The following is a 17,298-nucleotide window of genomic DNA, read 5'->3' on the forward strand; positions in this document are numbered from 1 at the left end:
CGTATGCATATTACGCTACGACAACTTGCGGTCTTTACTGAAGTATTAAAAAGCGGGTCCACTACCCATGCCGCACAATCATTGGCACTCTCTCAATCAGCCGTGAGCGCCTCGTTAAGCGATTTAGAAGGCCAACTTGGCGTACAGCTTTTCGACCGCGCGGGTAAGCGTTTGATCATCAATGAACATGGGCGGTTACTCTATCCACGCGCAATGGCATTACTCGATCACGCCAAAGATATCGAAGCGTTATTCAAACAGGGCCATGGCGCGTTATCGTTAGCGGCGAGCAGTACTATCGGCAACTATCTTCTCCCTGCGGTGATTGCGGACTACCGCCGTGATTATCCTGAGGCACGGTTGGAGCTGACCGTCGGCAATAGCCAGGAGGTGATCGACGCGGTGGCACATTTTAAGGCCGATATCGGTTTAATTGAAGGGCCTTGTCATCAGCACGATATTACGAGCCAGCCGTGGCTACAAGACGAGCTTGTGATCTTTGCCGCACCCTCTGCCGCGATTTTTAAACAGCCGATCACCCTTGAGACGTTATCCGCTTCACCCTGGATCCTACGTGAGCAAGGCTCAGGCACCCGCGAGCTAGTTGACCACCTATTGTTGAGTAAGCTTCCCCACTATCATGTCACCATGGAGCTCGGTAATTCAGAGGCGATCAAGCATGCCGTACGTTACGGAATGGGGTTGAGTTGCCTATCGCGGCGGGTGATTAGCGATTTACTCGATAGTGGCTTATTACGCGAGGTGCGCGCGCCGCTGCCAACCATGACGCGCGCACTGTATTTAATTCAGCACCAACAAAAGCAGCGTTCGCGAGCGATTGAGCGCTTCTTAACTTACTGCCATCAGGTGGTCGAATAGAGTCTGGCTAATGATCTTGGCGAAGTTATGAAGGTAACTTATAACCGTGAAGTTTTAGCGACGTTACCGCACATGAGTTGTTACAATCGCGCTCATTTTTAGCCAGGTGAGTTGTTATTTTATGAGTTCAAGTTCTTCTAAAACGGGCGCAACGGGCTTAAAACGTTCGCTGAAAGCCCGTCACCTGACAATGATCGCGATCGGTGGTTCGATTGGTACGGGCCTTTTCGTCGCGTCAGGCGCCAGCATCTCCCAAGCCGGACCCGGCGGCGCGTTATTGTCGTATGCAGTGATTGGTCTAATGGTCTACTTCTTGATGACTAGTCTTGGCGAACTCGCCGCTTATATGCCAGTCTCTGGCTCCTTCTCCACCTATGGTTCGCAGTATGTTGAAGAGGGCTTCGGTTTTGCTCTCGGCTGGAACTATTGGTATAACTGGGCCGTAACGATTGCGGTAGATTTAGTTGCCGCGCAGCTCGTCATGGGCTACTGGTTCCCTGATGTACCGGGCTGGATTTGGAGTGCCTCCTTCCTTGCGGTAATCTTCTTGCTCAACGTCATTTCTGTGAAAGGTTTTGGTGAGGCGGAATATTGGTTCTCACTTATCAAAGTCATTACCGTCGTCATCTTTATCGCGGTTGGCGTATTGATGATCATGGGCATTTTGCATGGCGCAGAGCAGGGCGGTATCAAAAACTGGCAGATGGGCGACGCGCCGTTTGTGGGGGGCTTCCCCGCGATGATTGGCGTGGCGATGATCGTCGGCTTTTCTTTCCAAGGGACTGAGCTGATTGGTATCGCCGCCGGTGAGTCGGAAGAGCCGGAGAAAAACATCCCTCGTGCGGTACGTCAGGTATTTTGGCGTATCTTGCTGTTTTACGTCTTGGCTATTTTAGTGATTAGCCTGATTCTGCCTTATACCGACCCTCGTTTATTACGTAACGACGTTGGCGATATCAGCGTCAGTCCGTTTACGCTGGTGTTCCAGAATGCAGGGCTATTATCGGCGGCAGCGGTGATGAACGCCGTGATTTTAACCGCGGTCCTCTCTGCCGGGAACTCCGGGATGTATGCCTCGACACGTATGCTCTATACCTTAGCGACTGAGGGCAAGGCACCGAGAATCTTTGCCAAGTTGACTAAAAATGGCGTACCCCGTAACGCGTTAATCGTCACGGCTGTTATCGCCGGACTCTGTTTCTTATCATCGCGTTTTGGTAACCAAACCGTTTATCTCTGGTTACTTAATACCTCAGGGATGACCGGGTTTATTGCTTGGTTAGGGATTGCGATCAGTCACTATCGTTTCCGTAAAGGCTATATCGCACAAGGCTATGACCTCAACGACCTTCCGTATCGTTCGGGCTTCTTCCCGCTCGGGCCGATGTTTGCGTTCGGCCTGTGCTTGATTATTACACTCGGTCAAAATTACCAAGCGTTTCTCGCAGATAAGATCGACTGGTACGGAGTGGCGGCGACCTATATCGGTATTCCTTTATTCTTACTGATCTGGTTGGGTTACCGTGTCGTACGCGGCGGTCATATCATCCGTTATCAAGACATGCATTTCCCGCGTTTTAAAGCAGGTAAGCGCGTCGACAGTTAGTAAAGTCGCCAGAGTGATAACGTCACTCTGGCTTCTCTCCGTTAGGATAGATCTCCGCCATCAGCGCGCTTAACGCCCGGACATTGGGTGATTCCCCTTCATGACGCCAAATCAATCCGGTATGTAGCTGGCTAATCGAGTCAGGAAGCTGATGTACCGCCACGCGCGCACGATCAGCCAGTTGGCTAAGCAACGATTGCGGTATCACGGCGAGGCCCGCGCCGCCTGCCACACAAGCTAGCATTGCATGGTAGGACTGGATCTCCATGATGGGTCCTGGGGTAACGGCTGCCTGCGCAAACCACTGCTCTAAGCGATGGCGGTACGAGCAGCTACGGCGAAACGCAAAAAAAGTTTCACCTACGACCTCCTGTGCAGCGGTGATCGGTGGGTGTGCCGGGTTGGTAATAAGGACGAGTCGATCATGATAATGGTTGCCGCATACGATATCGGCGCGTGGCAAAGGCTGATCAGTAAGCGCAACGGCAAGTTCCCCCTTGACCACTCCCTCAAGCACCTCGCCAGAGGTCCCTGTCACTAAGGACAACTGAACGGCAGGGTAGCGCTGGTGGTAGGCTGATAATAGCGCTGGTAGGCGAGTGGCAGCGACGCTTTCGAGACTGCCTAACGTCAAGGTTCCCGAGGGTTCGGCGGACTGACCGAGTTGTAATGCCTCCTCGCTAAGTTGCAAGATCTTTCGCGCATAAACTAGGAAATCATGACCGGTCGGCGATAAGCGTAGGCGTTGTTTCTCGCGGATAAATAGAGGGCTTGCGACATCGTCTTCCAGTTGCTTCAGACGCGTGGTTAAGTTTGAGGGCACACGATGCAGTTGCTCCGCCGCTTTCACTATCGACCCGCATTCCGCTACGGCACAAAACATTTTTAACTGTACGAGGTCCATGAAAATAGCCTTGCGTTTTAGGGAGGCCTCTAGTGTAGGAGCAGTTACGCTGGGACTCAAGTAGTCGGTAAATGCGAACAAATACGCTAAGGGCTGGATTAACCATGCAGAGTGCTTCACAATACGGTAAAAGATTACCTGTCCTACCCATGGCGGGTGTACTACCTGTTTGGAGAATGAATACGATGTCCGAATTAAGTCAGGAAGCGATACTGGTCCACGATGCGTTGCTGGCTCGCGGGCTTGAGACCCCTCTTAATACGCCGGTGAACCGCTTAGAGAGCGAACAACGCAAACAAAAAATCGCCGAACATATGCGTGAGGTGATGCTGCTGCTTAACCTTGATCTTACCGATGACAGCTTGATGGAAACGCCTAATCGTCTAGCAAAAATGTATGTCGATGAGATCTTCTCTGGCCTTGATTACGCGAATTTCCCGAAGATCACGGTTATTGAGAATAAAATGAATGTCGATGAGATGGTTACGGTGCGTGATATTACGCTCACCAGCACCTGTGAACACCATTTCGTCACGATCGATGGTAAAGCGACAGTCGCCTATATCCCGAAGGATAAGGTGATCGGACTCTCTAAACTTAATCGTATTGTGCAGTTCTTTGCACAACGCCCACAGGTGCAAGAGCGCTTAACTCAACAGGTACTCGTCGCTCTCCAGACCTTACTTGGGACCAATAATGTCGCCGTATGTATCGATGCGGTTCACTATTGTGTCAAGGCGCGTGGCGTGAAGGATGCCACCAGTGCGACCACGACAACCTCGCTGGGTGGACTTTTTAAGACTAGTCAAAATACTCGCCAAGAATTTTTACGGACTATCCGTAATAATTGATGATCCTATGGCCAGGGTATGACCTGGCCTACTGAGACCTCACCGCTATGCCTCGTTATCCTCAAATCGATTGCCTTCGCGGGCTGGCCATACTCGGCATCCTCCTGCTGAATATCGTTAGCTTTGGGCTACCCGCAGCCGCTTATTTAAATCCGGCATGGCATGGGCTGCCCTCCACGGGGGAAACAGTGCTATGGGCGGCGCTTAATCTCTTTGCTCAGATGAAGTTTCTCTCGGTATTGGGGCTCTTATTTGGTGCGGGGATCGTCTTTCAGTTGCCTCGTGGCCCGTCTTGGATCAGGCATCGTCTATTGTGGCTAGTGCTCTTCGGTTTACTCCATGGCATCTTACTATGGCAGGGCGATATTCTGCTCGCATGGGGACTGACCGGGCTTGCGGTACACCGGGTGATTGCGCAGAGTCAAGATAATGAAAGCTTGTTACGTACCGGTATCCTTTTCTATCTTTTTGGGGTGGGGCTACTCGCCGTGTATGCCGCAATATCCGGCCATACGCCTGGCAGCGATTGGTTACCACAGCCAGCCGAGATCGAGGCGGAACGTACCGTGAAACTGGCTGGAGGATGGCTCGCGATCGACGATCGCTTCGCTCAACTCGATGGGCGACTAGCGGCCTTACTCACGCAATACGGCTGGGAATTGGCCGGCCTGATGCTTACTGGTGCGGCGTTGACCCGTAAAGGCTGGATGCTAGGGCAGCGTACACCGGAACATTATCGCCGCTGTTACCAGATTTTACTCCCCGCTGGACTGCTCATCACAGGTCTGGGAACTGTTTTGCAATATTTTACCGGTTGGGATTTTCGGTGGAGTGGTTTTTGGCTACAGATCCCCGGGGAGCTGGCCAGCCCGCTCCTAGCCGTCGGCTATATCGCACTGCTCCACGCCCATTGGCAGCGTCTGTCTACATGGCGGATCACCGCATCACTCACTCAAGTCGGTCGGATGGCATTTAGCAATTATCTACTCCAAACCGTGGTCTGCACCGTTATTTTCTCAGTGATGGGCTATTTTATGCAACTCACCCGACTGCAACTCTTAGCGGTCGTGCCCCTGGTTTGGCTGGTTAACTTGGTTTTTTCCTCTCTTTGGCTGCGCCATTTCCGCCAAGGTCCTCTTGAAAGCGCTTGGCGATGGCTCACCGCATGGACGACCCGCTCTTGAGGGAGAGTTACCTGACAGCGGTAATTTGATGCGGGATGCAAGTAATTTAGGGGAAGAAAGATGAAGGATTCGTTACCGCGCTCGGGTCTGGATATTAGGGTTATTTTTGTAATGCCTGTTGAGGCTTACGTTTTTCTGAGAAGATAATTTAGGGGCCGCTGCCACGGGAATCCGCCAAATTAATTCATAAATTTGGAACATTGTCTTTTCTAAAGCCGTAAAAGTCACAGGTAAATAATAGTTTCTATCGGGTATACCCGTCACTTTTTCGCTAAATTCCTAGTGTGCTGCCAGTGCGTTGAAAAACTCGGGGTCGTCCTGTATCGTCGCCAGCACCTTTGCCGCCAGCCCGGTCGGATTACGCCGTTTTTGTTCCCAGCTTTTGATGGTATCGAGGCTGGTACCCAATGCTTTGGCCATTTCAGCCTGTGAAACATTCAGTTTTTCACGGATAGCTTTCACATCTGCTACATCATAGCGAGTAACGCGTGACGGCAAGACTGAGCCATTCTTGATAGCGACGGCTTCTTCAAGGGATGCTTTCAGTTCGTTAAAAATACTCATGCTACACCTCATCGTTGAGTCGTTTGGTCAGTTTTTTTAGCTCTGCTTTTTCAGCCTCGGTTAGGCTTTCTTTCGCGCTTTTCGGGTAAGCCATGACCAGATAGATAACTTCCTTTGTCGCCAGAAAATAGACCACTCTCGCGCTGCCACTTTTACCTTGGTTACCGGTCGCCATTCTGATTTTTCGCAGGCCACCGGTTCCTGTTATTAAGTCACCTTTATCCGGTGATTCGATAAGCTCGCTCTGTAAATCTTTAAGCTCACTATCCGTGGCAATTGTTTGAATTTGCTGAGTGAAGAGCGATGTCTCAATAAATTCGATAGCGTGACTCATATAGCTTTCTCTTTATGGGTTACATAGTACCCCATTGAGCCCCTATTTCCATTTAAAAATATAGGCTAAAGTCTCGATTTTGAGACTGACGCTGTCTTTTTTCTATGACTTGAAACTTCACTATCGTAACGAGAATCTCCGGCTGAAATAGGGATGGTTTTAGCAGGGAGATCCCGCGCTTTAAACTTTCTCTCGCTTGCTACAGCGGTCAATAAAGACTTCGTTCGCTGACTCTGGTGCTACGAGAAAAAGACGAAAGGTGATTCGTGCCTTGAACATGCTACGCGGCAACGACGAGCAGGGTTGGTCGGGTAGATTAACTGTTTTCGCTAGCCGATTGATCCGTCAATATCCCGCCTCCCCCTGAGATACAGTACTTTTTACGGGGGGCTGTGCATCCCGAGCATAGGGATGCTGAATTTCTCGAAAAAGTGATTAGTTTTACGGTTTGGTCGAAACCCCAACTTAGCCAATGATGAGCGAGGAAATTAATCTGCTGCCTCGCACAACGGCTCGATACAGCAATATAGACTATGCTGATTAGCAGGGTACTGAGCCAAGAGTGAGGTGAGTCAATGAGGGGTTATATATGAATATTTTAATGACTGGCGCGACGGGATTAATTGGCCGTCGATTGGTCGAGGAGCTGCAAAGCCAGTCTCATCAGCTGACTATTTTGACACGTTCACCGCGCCGCGCGGCTGAATATTTTGGCGATCAGGTCACGCTATGGGAGACGCTCGCCGACCAAACCTCCTTAGACGGTTTCGACGGCGTGATCAATCTGGCGGGAGAGCCGATTGCTGATAAGCGCTGGACGCCAGAACAGAAAAAAAAGCTCTGTGATAGCCGCTGGCAGCTAACAGAGAAACTCGCTTCACTGATCACGACGAGTCTTAAGCCTCCTGCGGTATTTATCTCGGGCTCTGCGGTTGGCTATTACGGTGATCAGGGAGAAGAGGAGGTAGACGAGGACCATCCTGCGAATAAAGAATTTAGCTGGCAGTTATGCGCGCAATGGGAAGCCTTAGCATTGGCGGCGGCAAGCGAGGCAACACGTGTTTGCTTACTACGTACGGGCGTGGTGCTTTCCTCGACCGGCGGCGCCCTTGCGAAAATGGTGTTTCCTTTTCGCGTCGGACTGGGCGGCCCGCTGGGTAATGGCCAGCAGTTTATGCCGTGGATCCATATTGAGGATATGGTCAGGGGGATTATTTTTCTACTGAACCACCCTGACGCTAAGGGCGCATTTAATATGGTCGCACCGACTCCGGTACGTAATGCACAATTTAGTCGAGTACTGGGAGAGGTTCTCCATCGCCCAACGCTATTTCGGGTACCCGCAAGCGTCATACGGCTACTAATGGGCGAGTCAGCAACCCTAGTTTTGGGCGGTCAACGGGCAGTGCCCAAACGACTTCATGAGGCTGGATATGTGTTTCGTTATCAAGAGTTAAAACCAGCCTTACAGGATGTGTTAAACAAGTAGAGCTGTAGCAACGTTACTGCTTTTCCAGCTCAAGCAGTTGCTCGGGGGTGACGGCAGGGTATGTCGGGCCGTGTTTAGGGAAAGTAGATTGACTGGGGATGGGAACCATTGGACCTAAAAAGTGGGGTTCGCTATCGAATAAATAGAGATCGGCCAGCGCAGCTAGCCTCGCCCCCACTTCTCGGATGCGAATACTCAAGATATTCTTGGGTGAGGGCACGGCGAAGCATTGCGCCTGGATCCCTTGTTGCAAGGCGATAAATAAGGCTCGCTCGCAATGGAAGCGTTGAGTGATGATGATAAAGTCGTTGGTATCGAATACCTTACGCGTTCGTACGATAGAGTCGAGGGTACGAAACCCCGCGTAATCGAGAACAATATCGTTCGGACGCACGCCATTTTTAATTAAGTCCCGACGCATTGTTCGAGGCTCGTTATAACTCTGCATAGCGTTATCGCCGCTGAGCAGCAAGTAGGAGATCTTACCGCTGTTATACGCATTCAACGCGCCTTGAATACGATAGAGATAATATTCGTTCGGCTCGCCGCCACGATAATATTTTGACGTGCCGAGTACAACACCCACTTGTCGTTTAGGCAGTTGCGAGACGGTATCGTAGATATAAGGCGCTGTTTTCCAGCTAATCCACTGATCAAGCCCGATCGCTATGCTACCAAGCAGCATTACGAGGGCAAATAGACCTATGAACAGTCGCTTTATCATACCGTGAACAATCCTTTCATCGAAACTAAGGGTAGGGTACTTGAGCGAGCGATATCAGGCAAGGAGTTCAAGGTAAGCCGGTGCTGGCACTTACCTTTTTTCTGAGGAGATTAGATAGAGGCTCGGCGATAATGACGATAATGCGGTTTCCAGAAATTAGCGTTGACCGCCTTTTTGATCTGCGCTTCACTACTCTGAGCTGCGATGCCATCCTGCTGTGCTGCCAACGCGACTTGCACGGCGATATGCTTAGAGACAGACTGAATATCGGTAATAGGCGGCAGAATAGGCCCTTCACCTTGCGTAGCCTGCGGCGAGCAGTCGGCTAATGCGCGGCAGGCGCTCAGTAACATATTCTCAGTGACTCGGCGCGCGCCACTCGCAATGACGCCAAGGCCAATCCCAGGGAAAATATAGGCGTTATTACACTGTGCGATGGCGTAGTCGTTGCCTTGCCAGGTGACGGTGCCAAACGGGCTTCCTGTGGCGACCAAGGCTTTACCCTCGGTCCAACTCAGGATATCTGTCGGCGTGGCTTCGGCGCGAGACGTTGGGTTAGAGAGCGGCATTACAATTGGTGTATCACAGTGTTTTACCATTTCGCGGATGATCTCTTCGGTAAATAGCCCCGGCTGACCCGAGACCCCGATTAAAATCGAGGGGTGCGCATTACGTACGACATCAAACAATGAGTAGTCATCGTTATCGCTCTGCCAATCGCTGAGCGAGGAGGAAGACTGGCTTAGGCGCTGTTGGAAGTCGAGTAAATTGGTTAATTTATCCGTTAACAACCCATAGCGGTCGACCATAAACACGCGCGCTCGCGCCTCTTTCTCAGATAGCCCCTCATGTTGCATCTCTTTAACGATCTGCTCGGCAATCCCACAACCGGCTGAGCCTGCCCCTAAGAACGCAACACGCTGGTCGGAGAGCTTAGTCCCTGCGGCGCGGCTGGCGGCGACTAACGTCCCGACGGCGACGGCTGCAGTTCCTTGAATATCGTCATTGAAACAGCAGAGTTCATCTTGGTAACGCTCCAGCAATGGCATGGCATTCTTCTGGGCGAAGTCTTCAAACTGCAACAGTACGTTAGGCCAACGTCGCTTGACCGCGCTAATAAAGGAGGCAACGAAGCTATCGTACTCTTCGCCCGTGATCCGCGGGTGACGCCATCCCATATAGAGCGGGTCATTAAGCAGCTGTTGATTATTAGTTCCGACGTCGAGGACGATAGGGAGCGTATAGGCCGGGCTGATACCGCCACAAGCTGTGTACAGCGCTAACTTACCGATAGGGATCCCCATCCCGCCGATACCGAGATCGCCGAGACCTAAGATCCGCTCGCCATCTGTTACGACTATGACTTTGACATTCTGCTTGGTCGCATTCTGTAGCATGTCTTCAATATGATCGCGTTGCGGATAGGAGATGAAAACCCCGCGCGCACGGCGATAGATTTCGGAGAAGTGTTCACACGCACTGCCGACGGTCGGGGTATAAATGATCGGCATCATCTCTTCAAGATGGTCATCGATTAAGCGGTAAAATAGCGTTTCGTTGGTATCTTGGATATTACGTAAGAAGACATGTTTATCATTATCGTTACGAAACGCATTGAATTGTTGCCACGCACGCTCGGCTTGTTCATCGATCGTTTCAACGGTATCCGGTAGGAGGCCATTAAGATTAAAGGCAGCGCGTTCTTCTTGGCTAAAAGCGCTCCCTTTATTCAATAACGGAAACTCCAGTAAGATTGGCCCAGCGTAAGGGATATAGAGGGGACGTTCGCTTTCGTACTCCAGTTCCATGCTTAACTCCATAATGAGGGAGGTGAGGGGCGTGATGTGGAGTAACTATAGCCCGCTACGCTGAGCTTTTCCGCGCATTGAGTCACTTTCTTACCAAATTTAACCGAACGATATCACTTTACGGTAACGGTCACCGTTTCTAACGGGTGGTAGCCTAACGCGGACAACGTGACGGCGGTGGCTTCACGCTGAGACAGGCTGGCCTGCGCGACTTCAACCAATACGGCACGGCGTAGGGCGCTGACAGGATGTCCATGTAACTGCATGAGGATCAGTGCACTTTGCAGAGGGGGTAAGCTTGGGTTAAATGCCGCATTTTCTGCATAGCGTCCGGTGATCCAGTGCCCGCTAGCAAGTTGTAAGGCAATGCCGCTATATGCCCTGGTATAAGGGGCATAGCTCTGGCTAGCCGCGTCGATAGCGGCCTGAACCAGCGGATCATCATGCTCACTCAGGCGTTGGGTCTGCGGGTCGAACAGCTTCTGCGTTACCCCCAAGTCTTGAGGACCGAAGGCATTGGGGAGGTAATAATGCAACGATTGTGTCGCACAGCCAGGAAGCGCGATTGTCAGCTGCTCGGCGCAATTTAACTCGTTCATAAATTGTCGACAATGCCCGCAAGGTGTGTAGTTAACCGTGACGGCGGTCAGGCGGCTCTCGTCGCTTAACCAGGCGTGGGTGATGGCGCTCTGTTCAGCATGGACTGTCTGTTGCAGCGGTGCGGCGGCAAACTCCATATTGGCGCCGAGATACCAGCGACCGCTCTCGCCGTGGGCGATGGCCCCGACGTTAAAGTGTGAGAGGGGTGCTACCGCGTAGCTCGCCGCGATAGGAAGCAAGGCGATGGCCATCTCTGGCGCTGACAGCCCACTCGCCTGTTGTAAGGCGGTGACCTCTTCAGCGCTGAAGCTGGCGGAAAATTGCTCACCGCTAAGATAAGGGAGTAAGGCTTGGGCTAGGCGAGGTGGGCAGTCATTTAATGCATGGAGTAAGTTCTCGTTCATCGCGCTTTTCTCATTATTCAATGGAAAAAAAAACCGGGCAATGCCCGGCTCAGAATAGTTAAACGGTTATCGTACCGGCATACCCGGTGTCGCGCCGCTATCTGCCGACAAGATGAATAAGTCGGCCCCACCGTTACCGGCAGAAAGCACCATCCCTTCCGATACGCCGAAGCGCATTTTACGAGGAGCGAGGTTAGCGACAATAATTGTCAAGCGGCCCACTAAGACCGACGGATCCGGGTAAGCGGCACGGATCCCGGAGAAAATCTGACGCTTCTCCCCGCCAACATCCAGCATCAAGCGGAGTAATTTATCTGACCCCTCGACCAGTTCGGCCACTTCGATTAGCGCAACACGCATATCGACCTTAGCAAAATCGTCGATAGTGATTGGACCAGCCGGCGCGTCCTCAGTGACAACGGGAGCCGCCGCTTTCTTCTCTACTTTTTTAGCAGGCGTTGGTGCAGGGGCCGCGGCATTGGCATCCTGTTTCGAGGCATTGATCAGTCCCTCGACTTTTGCCATCTCGATACGTTGATACAACGCTTTGAACGGCGCCACACGATGGTTGAGCAGCGGTTGAGCGATCGCATCCCAAGTTAGCGTGCTTTGCAAGAATGCCTCTGCACGTTCGCTTAACGCAGGCAGCACAGGTTTTAACCAAGTCATCAATACTCGGAACAGATGAATACCCATTGAGCAGATAGCCTGTAGTTTCGCATCGCTGCCTTCTTGTTTCGCGACAACCCATGGCGCTTGCTCATCCACATAGCGGTTAGCATCATCGGCTAAGGCCATAATCTCGCGGATAGCGCGGCTGAATTCACGACTCTCCCATGCATCGCCAATTGACGCTGATGCGTCGATAAAGCGTTGGTACAGGACAGGATCATCTAATTCTGCCGCTAGCTGCCCGTCAAAACGCTTGGTGATAAACCCAGCATTGCGCGACGCAAGGTTGACGACTTTATTGACCACATCGGCGTTAACGCGCTGTACGTAATCCTCAAGATTGAGATCGATATCGTCGATACGCGAGGAGAGCTTCGCCGCATAGTAGTAACGTAAGCTATCGGCATCAAGATGTTCCAGCCAAGTGCTCGCTTTAATAAAGGTGCCGCGTGATTTAGACATCTTCGCGCCGTTGACCGTGACATAACCATGAACGAATAGATTCGTGGGCTTACGATGGTCGCTGCCTTCCAACATCGCTGGCCAGAATAGGCTGTGGAAGTAGACAATATCTTTGCCAATAAAGTGGTAAAGCTCGGTCGTCGAGTCTTTTTTCCAATACTCATCGAAATCGATATCGCTGCGTTTGTTACAGAGATTACGGAACGAGCCCATGTAGCCGATAGGGGCATCGAGCCAGACGTAGAAATATTTGCCTGGCGCATCGGGAATTTCGAAACCGAAGTACGGCGCATCGCGAGAAATATCCCACTGTTGCAAGCCAGTTTCAAACCACTCCTGCATTTTATTAGCGACTTGTTCTTGCAACGCACCAGAGCGCGTCCATGCTTTCAGCATTTCAGAGAAAGACGGTAGGTCGAAGAAGAAGTGCTCCGAGTCGCGCATTACCGGGGTCGCACCGGAGACGACGGACTTCGGTTCGATGAGTTCGGTTGGGCTGTATGTGGCGCTACAGACTTCGCAGTTATCGCCATATTGGTCGACGGCCTTACATTTTGGACAGGTGCCTTTGACGAAGCGATCGGGTAAGAACATCCCTTTTTCTGGATCGTACAGTTGGGAGATAGTACGGTTCTTGATCAGCCCGTTCGCTTTTAGGCGGCCATAGATCAATGCAGAAAGCTGACGGTTCTCTTCGCAGTGCGTCGAGTGATAGTTATCGTAGCTAATATTGAAGCCCGCAAAATCACGCTGATGCTCCGCACTCATTTCGGCGATCATCGCTTCTGGCGTAACCCCTAATTGCTGGGCTTTCAACATGATTGGCGTACCGTGTGCATCGTCCGCACAGATAAACCAAGCGGTATTGCCACGCATCCGCTGATACCGTACCCAGATATCAGCTTGGATATGCTCGAGCATATGTCCAAGGTGAATTGAGCCGTTGGCGTAAGGCAGGGCGCAGGTGACCAGTAGTTTTTTTGTGGCTTGAGTCATAGTTAGCGTAGCTTTCTGTAGAGGAAAAAAAGGAATAATGAATGGTAACTGATGGCCCCGACAAGGTAAACGGTTAACGTCAACTAACAGCATGGACAAGGAGAATCTGTTAATATTGCACCCATTATTGGGATTTATGGAACCGTCATTGACGCCCCGAGGAGCGACGCTATGTCTTTTGACCCTTCACACTCGCATGATCTGCGTAACATCGTTAATCCGCTGCTGGCGGAGTTTTCTCACCCTACCTTACGTAAAAATCTCGTCGAGCTAGGGGCGATACGCCATGCTGTGCTTCTCGACCAGGTCCTGCATATCGAACTGACGCTGCCCTTTGCTTGGCCACAAGGTTCGCAGGTTCTCAAGGCTTGGGCATCGCCGCAACTTTGTGAGGCGACAGGCGCGACGGCGGTGGACTGGCACTTTGACTATGCAATCGCGACGTTGCAACGGGTCAAAAAGCTGCCCGGCTGCCGGGGGGTGAAAAATATTATCGCGGTCAGCTCCGGTAAAGGCGGCGTCGGCAAGTCTAGTACCGCGCTAAACGTAGCGTTAGCCTTGGCGACGCCAGGGGTTAAAGTGGGTGTGCTCGATGCGGACATCTATGGCCCGTCGATTCCACAGATGTTGGGTACCGCGGAACAACGTCCTTCCTCGCCGGATGGTAAACATATGGCGCCGATCCTCAGCTATGGACTGGCGACTAACTCGATTGGTTACCTTGTCACCGACGACAACGCGATGATTTGGCGTGGACCGATGGCCAGTAAGGCGTTATTGCAGCTACTCAATGAGACCCTATGGCCGGATCTCGATTATCTCGTGGTCGACATGCCACCCGGCACGGGTGACATCCAGTTAACGCTCGCGCAGAACATCCCCGTCACCGGTGCGGTCGTCGTCACCACGCCGCAAGATGTGGCACTACTCGATGCACGGAAAGGGGTGGTGATGTTCAATAAGGTGGATGTCCCCGTGTTGGGAATTGTCGAAAATATGAGTATTCATATCTGCCAAAACTGTGGTCATCAAGAAGCTATCTTCGGTCACGAGGGGGCGCAGGGGCTAAGTACCGACTATGGTATCCCGGTGTTGGGTAAGATACCCCTGCATATCCAATTGCGCGAAGATTTAGATGCGGGGATCCCGACGGTGGTACGCGACCCTAGTGGAGCATTCAGCGATCTCTATCGCGAAATTGCCGACAATATCGCCACCGAGCTTTACTGGCAAGGCGAGGTGATCCCGGAAGATATCGCCATCAGAACGCTTTGATAGGTATGACTGATTAGACTGATATGCAGCAGTGATTGGCCTCTGTGGGGTGGGTGCTTTAAGGTAGTCCCCAACATAACTACGGAGGCCCACCATGGCGATTATCAATACTAAGATTAAACCGTTTGCGAATACTGCCTTTAAATCAGGCCAATTTATCGACCTGACCGAAAAAGACGTTCTCGGTAAATGGAGCGTGTTCTTCTTCTATCCTGCAGACTTCACCTTCGTATGTCCGACTGAGCTGGGCGACGTAGCCGACCATTACGACGAATTCCAAAAGCTGGGCGTTGATATCTACTCTGTATCAACCGATACCCACTTCACCCACAAAGCGTGGCACGGCAGCTCCGAAACGATCGGTAAAATCAATTATGCGATGATCGGTGACCCGACAGGTGCCTTAACGCGTAATTTCGACATCATGCGTGAAGCACAGGGGCTTGCTGATCGCGGTACCTTTATCGTCGATCCAGAAGGGATCATTCAAGCCGTCGAAATTACGGCAGAGGGTATTGGCCGTGATGCGTCAGACCTGCTGCGTAAGGTGAAAGCCGCTCAGTATGTGGCGAGCCATCCTGGCGAAGTCTGCCCAGCAAAATGGAAGGAAGGCGAAGCGACTCTGTCTCCTTCTCTCGACCTAGTCGGTAAAATCTAAACGACGTTTGCATCGTTATCGTATTACGGGCGCTATGGCGCCCGTTTTTATATCCGGGGAGGGAACATGTTAGACACTCAATTACAAACACAATTAAGCGCTTATTTAGAGAAGCTCACCAAACCTATCGAGCTGGTGGCTAATCTTGACGATTCGTCAGCCTCCAATGAGGTCCGTCAACTGCTTGGGCAGATCGCGGCATTATCGGATAAGGTGAGTGTTGTCGAAGAAAAACGTGCGGATTTCCGTCAGCCTTCATTTCTGATTACGCCACAAGGCGAGCGGCACGGACCGCGTTTCGCAGGTTCCCCCCTTGGACACGAATTTACCTCTTTGGTCCTCGCCTTGTTACAAACAGGGGGGCATCCTTCTAAAGAGAGCCAAGCGCTTTTAGAGCAGATCAAACAGTTACCGGACGAGTTACATTTTGAGACCTATTATTCGCTCTCCTGCCATAACTGCCCAGATGTGGTACAAGCCCTGAATCTATTAGCCATCCTTAATCCGCGTATTCACCATACCGCGATCGATGGCGGTAAATTCCAACAAGAGATCAGCGATCGCAATATCATGGGTGTTCCTGCGGTGTTCTTAAACGGAGAGAGCTTCGGCCACGGGCGAATGACCTTAGCGGAGATCGTTAATAAGGTCGACAGCGGTGCGGCGGCTCGTCAAGCGCAGTCTTTAAGTGAACAAGCGCCGTTTGATGTCTTAATTATCGGCAGTGGCCCGGCGGGCGCAGCGGCGGCAGTCTATACCGCCCGTAAAGGGATCCGTACAGGGTTACTCGGAGAGCGTTTCGGTGGTCAGGTTCTTGATACGGTAGATATCGAAAACTATATCTCAGTCCCGAAAACCGAGGGTAGCCGCTTAGCCACAGCGCTTCGGACGCATGTTGAGGACTATCAGGTCGATGTGATCGATGCTCAACAAGCCGTGCAGCTTACGCCTGCGCAGGAGCGAGGAGGGCTACATCAGCTGCATACCGCGAGTGGTGCAATACTCAGCGCCAAGAGCATTATTCTCGCGACCGGGGCCCGTTGGCGAAATATGGGGGTACCGGGCGAAGAAGAGTACCGTACGCGTGGCGTGACCTATTGCCCGCACTGTGACGGCCCTTTATTTAAAGGTAAGCGAGTTGCGGTCGTCGGCGGCGGAAACTCCGGAGTAGAAGCGGCAATCGATCTTGCAGGTTTAGTCGAGCATGTGACGCTATTGGAGTTCGCCGATGTGTTGAAGGCCGATCAGGTGCTGCAAACGAAGCTACGTAGCCTGCCGAATGTTGAGGTGATTGTGAATGCCCATACTCAAGAAGTGCTGGGCGATGGTCAGCAGGTGAGCGGCCTGGTTTGGAAAGACAGGCTCACCGACACTCTGCATACGCTCCCCCTCGCAGGGATTTTCGTCCAAATTGGCCTATTGCCGAATACGACTTGGTTAGGCGAGCAGATCGCACGTAATAAGATGGGTGAGATTATCGTCGATAGCCGTGGCGAAACTAATCAGCCCGGCATATTTGCTGCGGGCGACTGCACCACCGTACCTTATAAGCAGATTATTATCGCCAGTGGTGAAGGGGCGAAGGCGGCACTCAGCGCGTTCGATTACCTGATTCGCACCGAGTAACCACTAACAGCGTAGTAGTATAGAAAATTTAATCGCCCGATAAAAAATCGACGTTTGCTATTCTTATCGGGCACTATACTTTCACTGTGTAAATCGAACTCCCATCACTGCGCAGATAACGAAACGCTTGTTGCGGCAGAAGTATTTTCTTATACCCCTCCGAAATAGTTTTTACCCCCCACTCATCAGCGATTTTCTTAACGAAATGATCGCGATGTCTTTTGTCTATTCAATATTCGCTCATATTTATAATTCCAGCATC

At 51.6% G+C, this 17,298-nt stretch carries 15 protein-coding genes; 8 read left to right on the plus strand and 7 right to left on the minus strand.

What is annotated here, in order from left to right:
• Positions 1–3 precede the first annotated feature (3 nt).
• Positions 4–879: a DNA-binding transcriptional regulator YeiE gene (yieE, locus tag HGT70_RS04920; RefSeq protein WP_071435015.1), complete on the plus strand. Its 876-nt coding sequence runs from the start codon at positions 4–6 to the stop codon at positions 877–879.
• Positions 880–1,000: 121 nt separating this feature from the next.
• Positions 1,001–2,485 carry an amino acid permease gene (locus HGT70_RS04925; RefSeq protein ID WP_071430720.1) on the plus strand — a complete coding sequence of 495 codons (1,485 nt, stop codon included), beginning with the start codon at positions 1,001–1,003 and terminating at the stop codon, positions 2,483–2,485.
• A gap of 22 nt (positions 2,486–2,507) precedes the next feature.
• On the opposite strand, the gene ptrR is transcribed toward HGT70_RS04925, so the two are convergent.
• A complete protein-coding gene (ptrR, locus tag HGT70_RS04930) occupies positions 2,508–3,389 on the minus strand; it encodes a putrescine utilization regulator PtrR (protein ID WP_214195085.1) in 882 nt (293 codons plus the stop codon).
• A gap of 185 nt (positions 3,390–3,574) precedes the next feature.
• Here ptrR and folE point away from each other — a divergent pair, with 185 nt between their 5' ends.
• A complete protein-coding gene (folE, locus tag HGT70_RS04935; protein ID WP_071430716.1) occupies positions 3,575–4,240 on the plus strand; it encodes a GTP cyclohydrolase I FolE in 666 nt (221 codons plus the stop codon).
• A gap of 47 nt (positions 4,241–4,287) precedes the next feature.
• A complete protein-coding gene (gene yeiB, locus HGT70_RS04940; protein ID WP_214195086.1) occupies positions 4,288–5,424 on the plus strand; it encodes a DUF418 domain-containing protein YeiB in 1,137 nt (378 codons plus the stop codon).
• A 279-nt stretch (positions 5,425–5,703) separates the two neighbouring features.
• Here yeiB and nadS read toward each other — a convergent pair whose 3' ends face one another.
• Positions 5,704–5,988, minus strand: coding sequence for a NadS family protein (gene nadS, locus HGT70_RS04945; RefSeq protein ID WP_071435013.1), 285 nt, complete (start codon positions 5,986–5,988; stop codon positions 5,704–5,706).
• 1 nt (position 5,989) lies between these two features.
• Entirely contained in the window at positions 5,990–6,322 is a 333-nt protein-coding gene (locus HGT70_RS04950) for a type II toxin-antitoxin system RelE/ParE family toxin (RefSeq protein ID WP_214195087.1), read from the minus strand.
• A 589-nt stretch (positions 6,323–6,911) separates the two neighbouring features.
• Between HGT70_RS04950 and HGT70_RS04955 the strand changes: the two genes are divergently transcribed.
• Entirely contained in the window at positions 6,912–7,811 is a 900-nt protein-coding gene (locus HGT70_RS04955; protein ID WP_071430712.1) for a TIGR01777 family oxidoreductase, read from the plus strand.
• Positions 7,812–7,824: 13 nt separating this feature from the next.
• Here HGT70_RS04955 and sanA read toward each other — a convergent pair whose 3' ends face one another.
• The 4 genes from sanA to metG all read right to left on the minus strand — a co-directional run bounded on the left by sanA (position 7,825) and on the right by metG (position 13,477).
• On the minus strand, positions 7,825–8,535 hold the full coding sequence (gene sanA / locus HGT70_RS04960; RefSeq protein WP_214195088.1) for an outer membrane permeability protein SanA: 711 nt from the start codon (positions 8,533–8,535) through the stop codon (positions 7,825–7,827).
• Between the two features lie 110 nt (positions 8,536–8,645).
• Positions 8,646–10,343, minus strand: coding sequence for an NAD-dependent malic enzyme (locus HGT70_RS04965; RefSeq protein ID WP_214195089.1), 1,698 nt, complete (start codon positions 10,341–10,343; stop codon positions 8,646–8,648).
• A gap of 113 nt (positions 10,344–10,456) precedes the next feature.
• A complete protein-coding gene (gene cdd / locus HGT70_RS04970) occupies positions 10,457–11,347 on the minus strand; it encodes a cytidine deaminase (RefSeq protein ID WP_214195090.1) in 891 nt (296 codons plus the stop codon).
• A 66-nt stretch (positions 11,348–11,413) separates the two neighbouring features.
• On the minus strand, positions 11,414–13,477 hold the full coding sequence (gene metG, locus HGT70_RS04975) for a methionine--tRNA ligase (protein WP_214195091.1): 2,064 nt from the start codon (positions 13,475–13,477) through the stop codon (positions 11,414–11,416).
• Between the two features lie 171 nt (positions 13,478–13,648).
• Here metG and apbC point away from each other — a divergent pair, with 171 nt between their 5' ends.
• The 3 genes from apbC (at position 13,649) to ahpF (ending at position 17,036) form a co-directional block, all read left to right on the plus strand.
• Positions 13,649–14,752: an iron-sulfur cluster carrier protein ApbC gene (gene apbC / locus HGT70_RS04980; RefSeq protein WP_214195092.1), complete on the plus strand. Its 1,104-nt coding sequence runs from the start codon at positions 13,649–13,651 to the stop codon at positions 14,750–14,752.
• 94 nt (positions 14,753–14,846) lie between these two features.
• Positions 14,847–15,410, plus strand: coding sequence for an alkyl hydroperoxide reductase subunit C (gene ahpC / locus HGT70_RS04985; RefSeq protein WP_071430701.1), 564 nt, complete (start codon positions 14,847–14,849; stop codon positions 15,408–15,410).
• 66 nt (positions 15,411–15,476) lie between these two features.
• A complete protein-coding gene (gene ahpF, locus HGT70_RS04990) occupies positions 15,477–17,036 on the plus strand; it encodes an alkyl hydroperoxide reductase subunit F (RefSeq protein WP_071430699.1) in 1,560 nt (519 codons plus the stop codon).
• Positions 17,037–17,298 lie beyond the last annotated feature (262 nt).

Origin of the sequence: Rosenbergiella collisarenosi (assembly GCF_018494085.1) — a bacterium.
Classification (GTDB): domain Bacteria; phylum Pseudomonadota; class Gammaproteobacteria; order Enterobacterales; family Enterobacteriaceae; genus Rosenbergiella; species Rosenbergiella collisarenosi.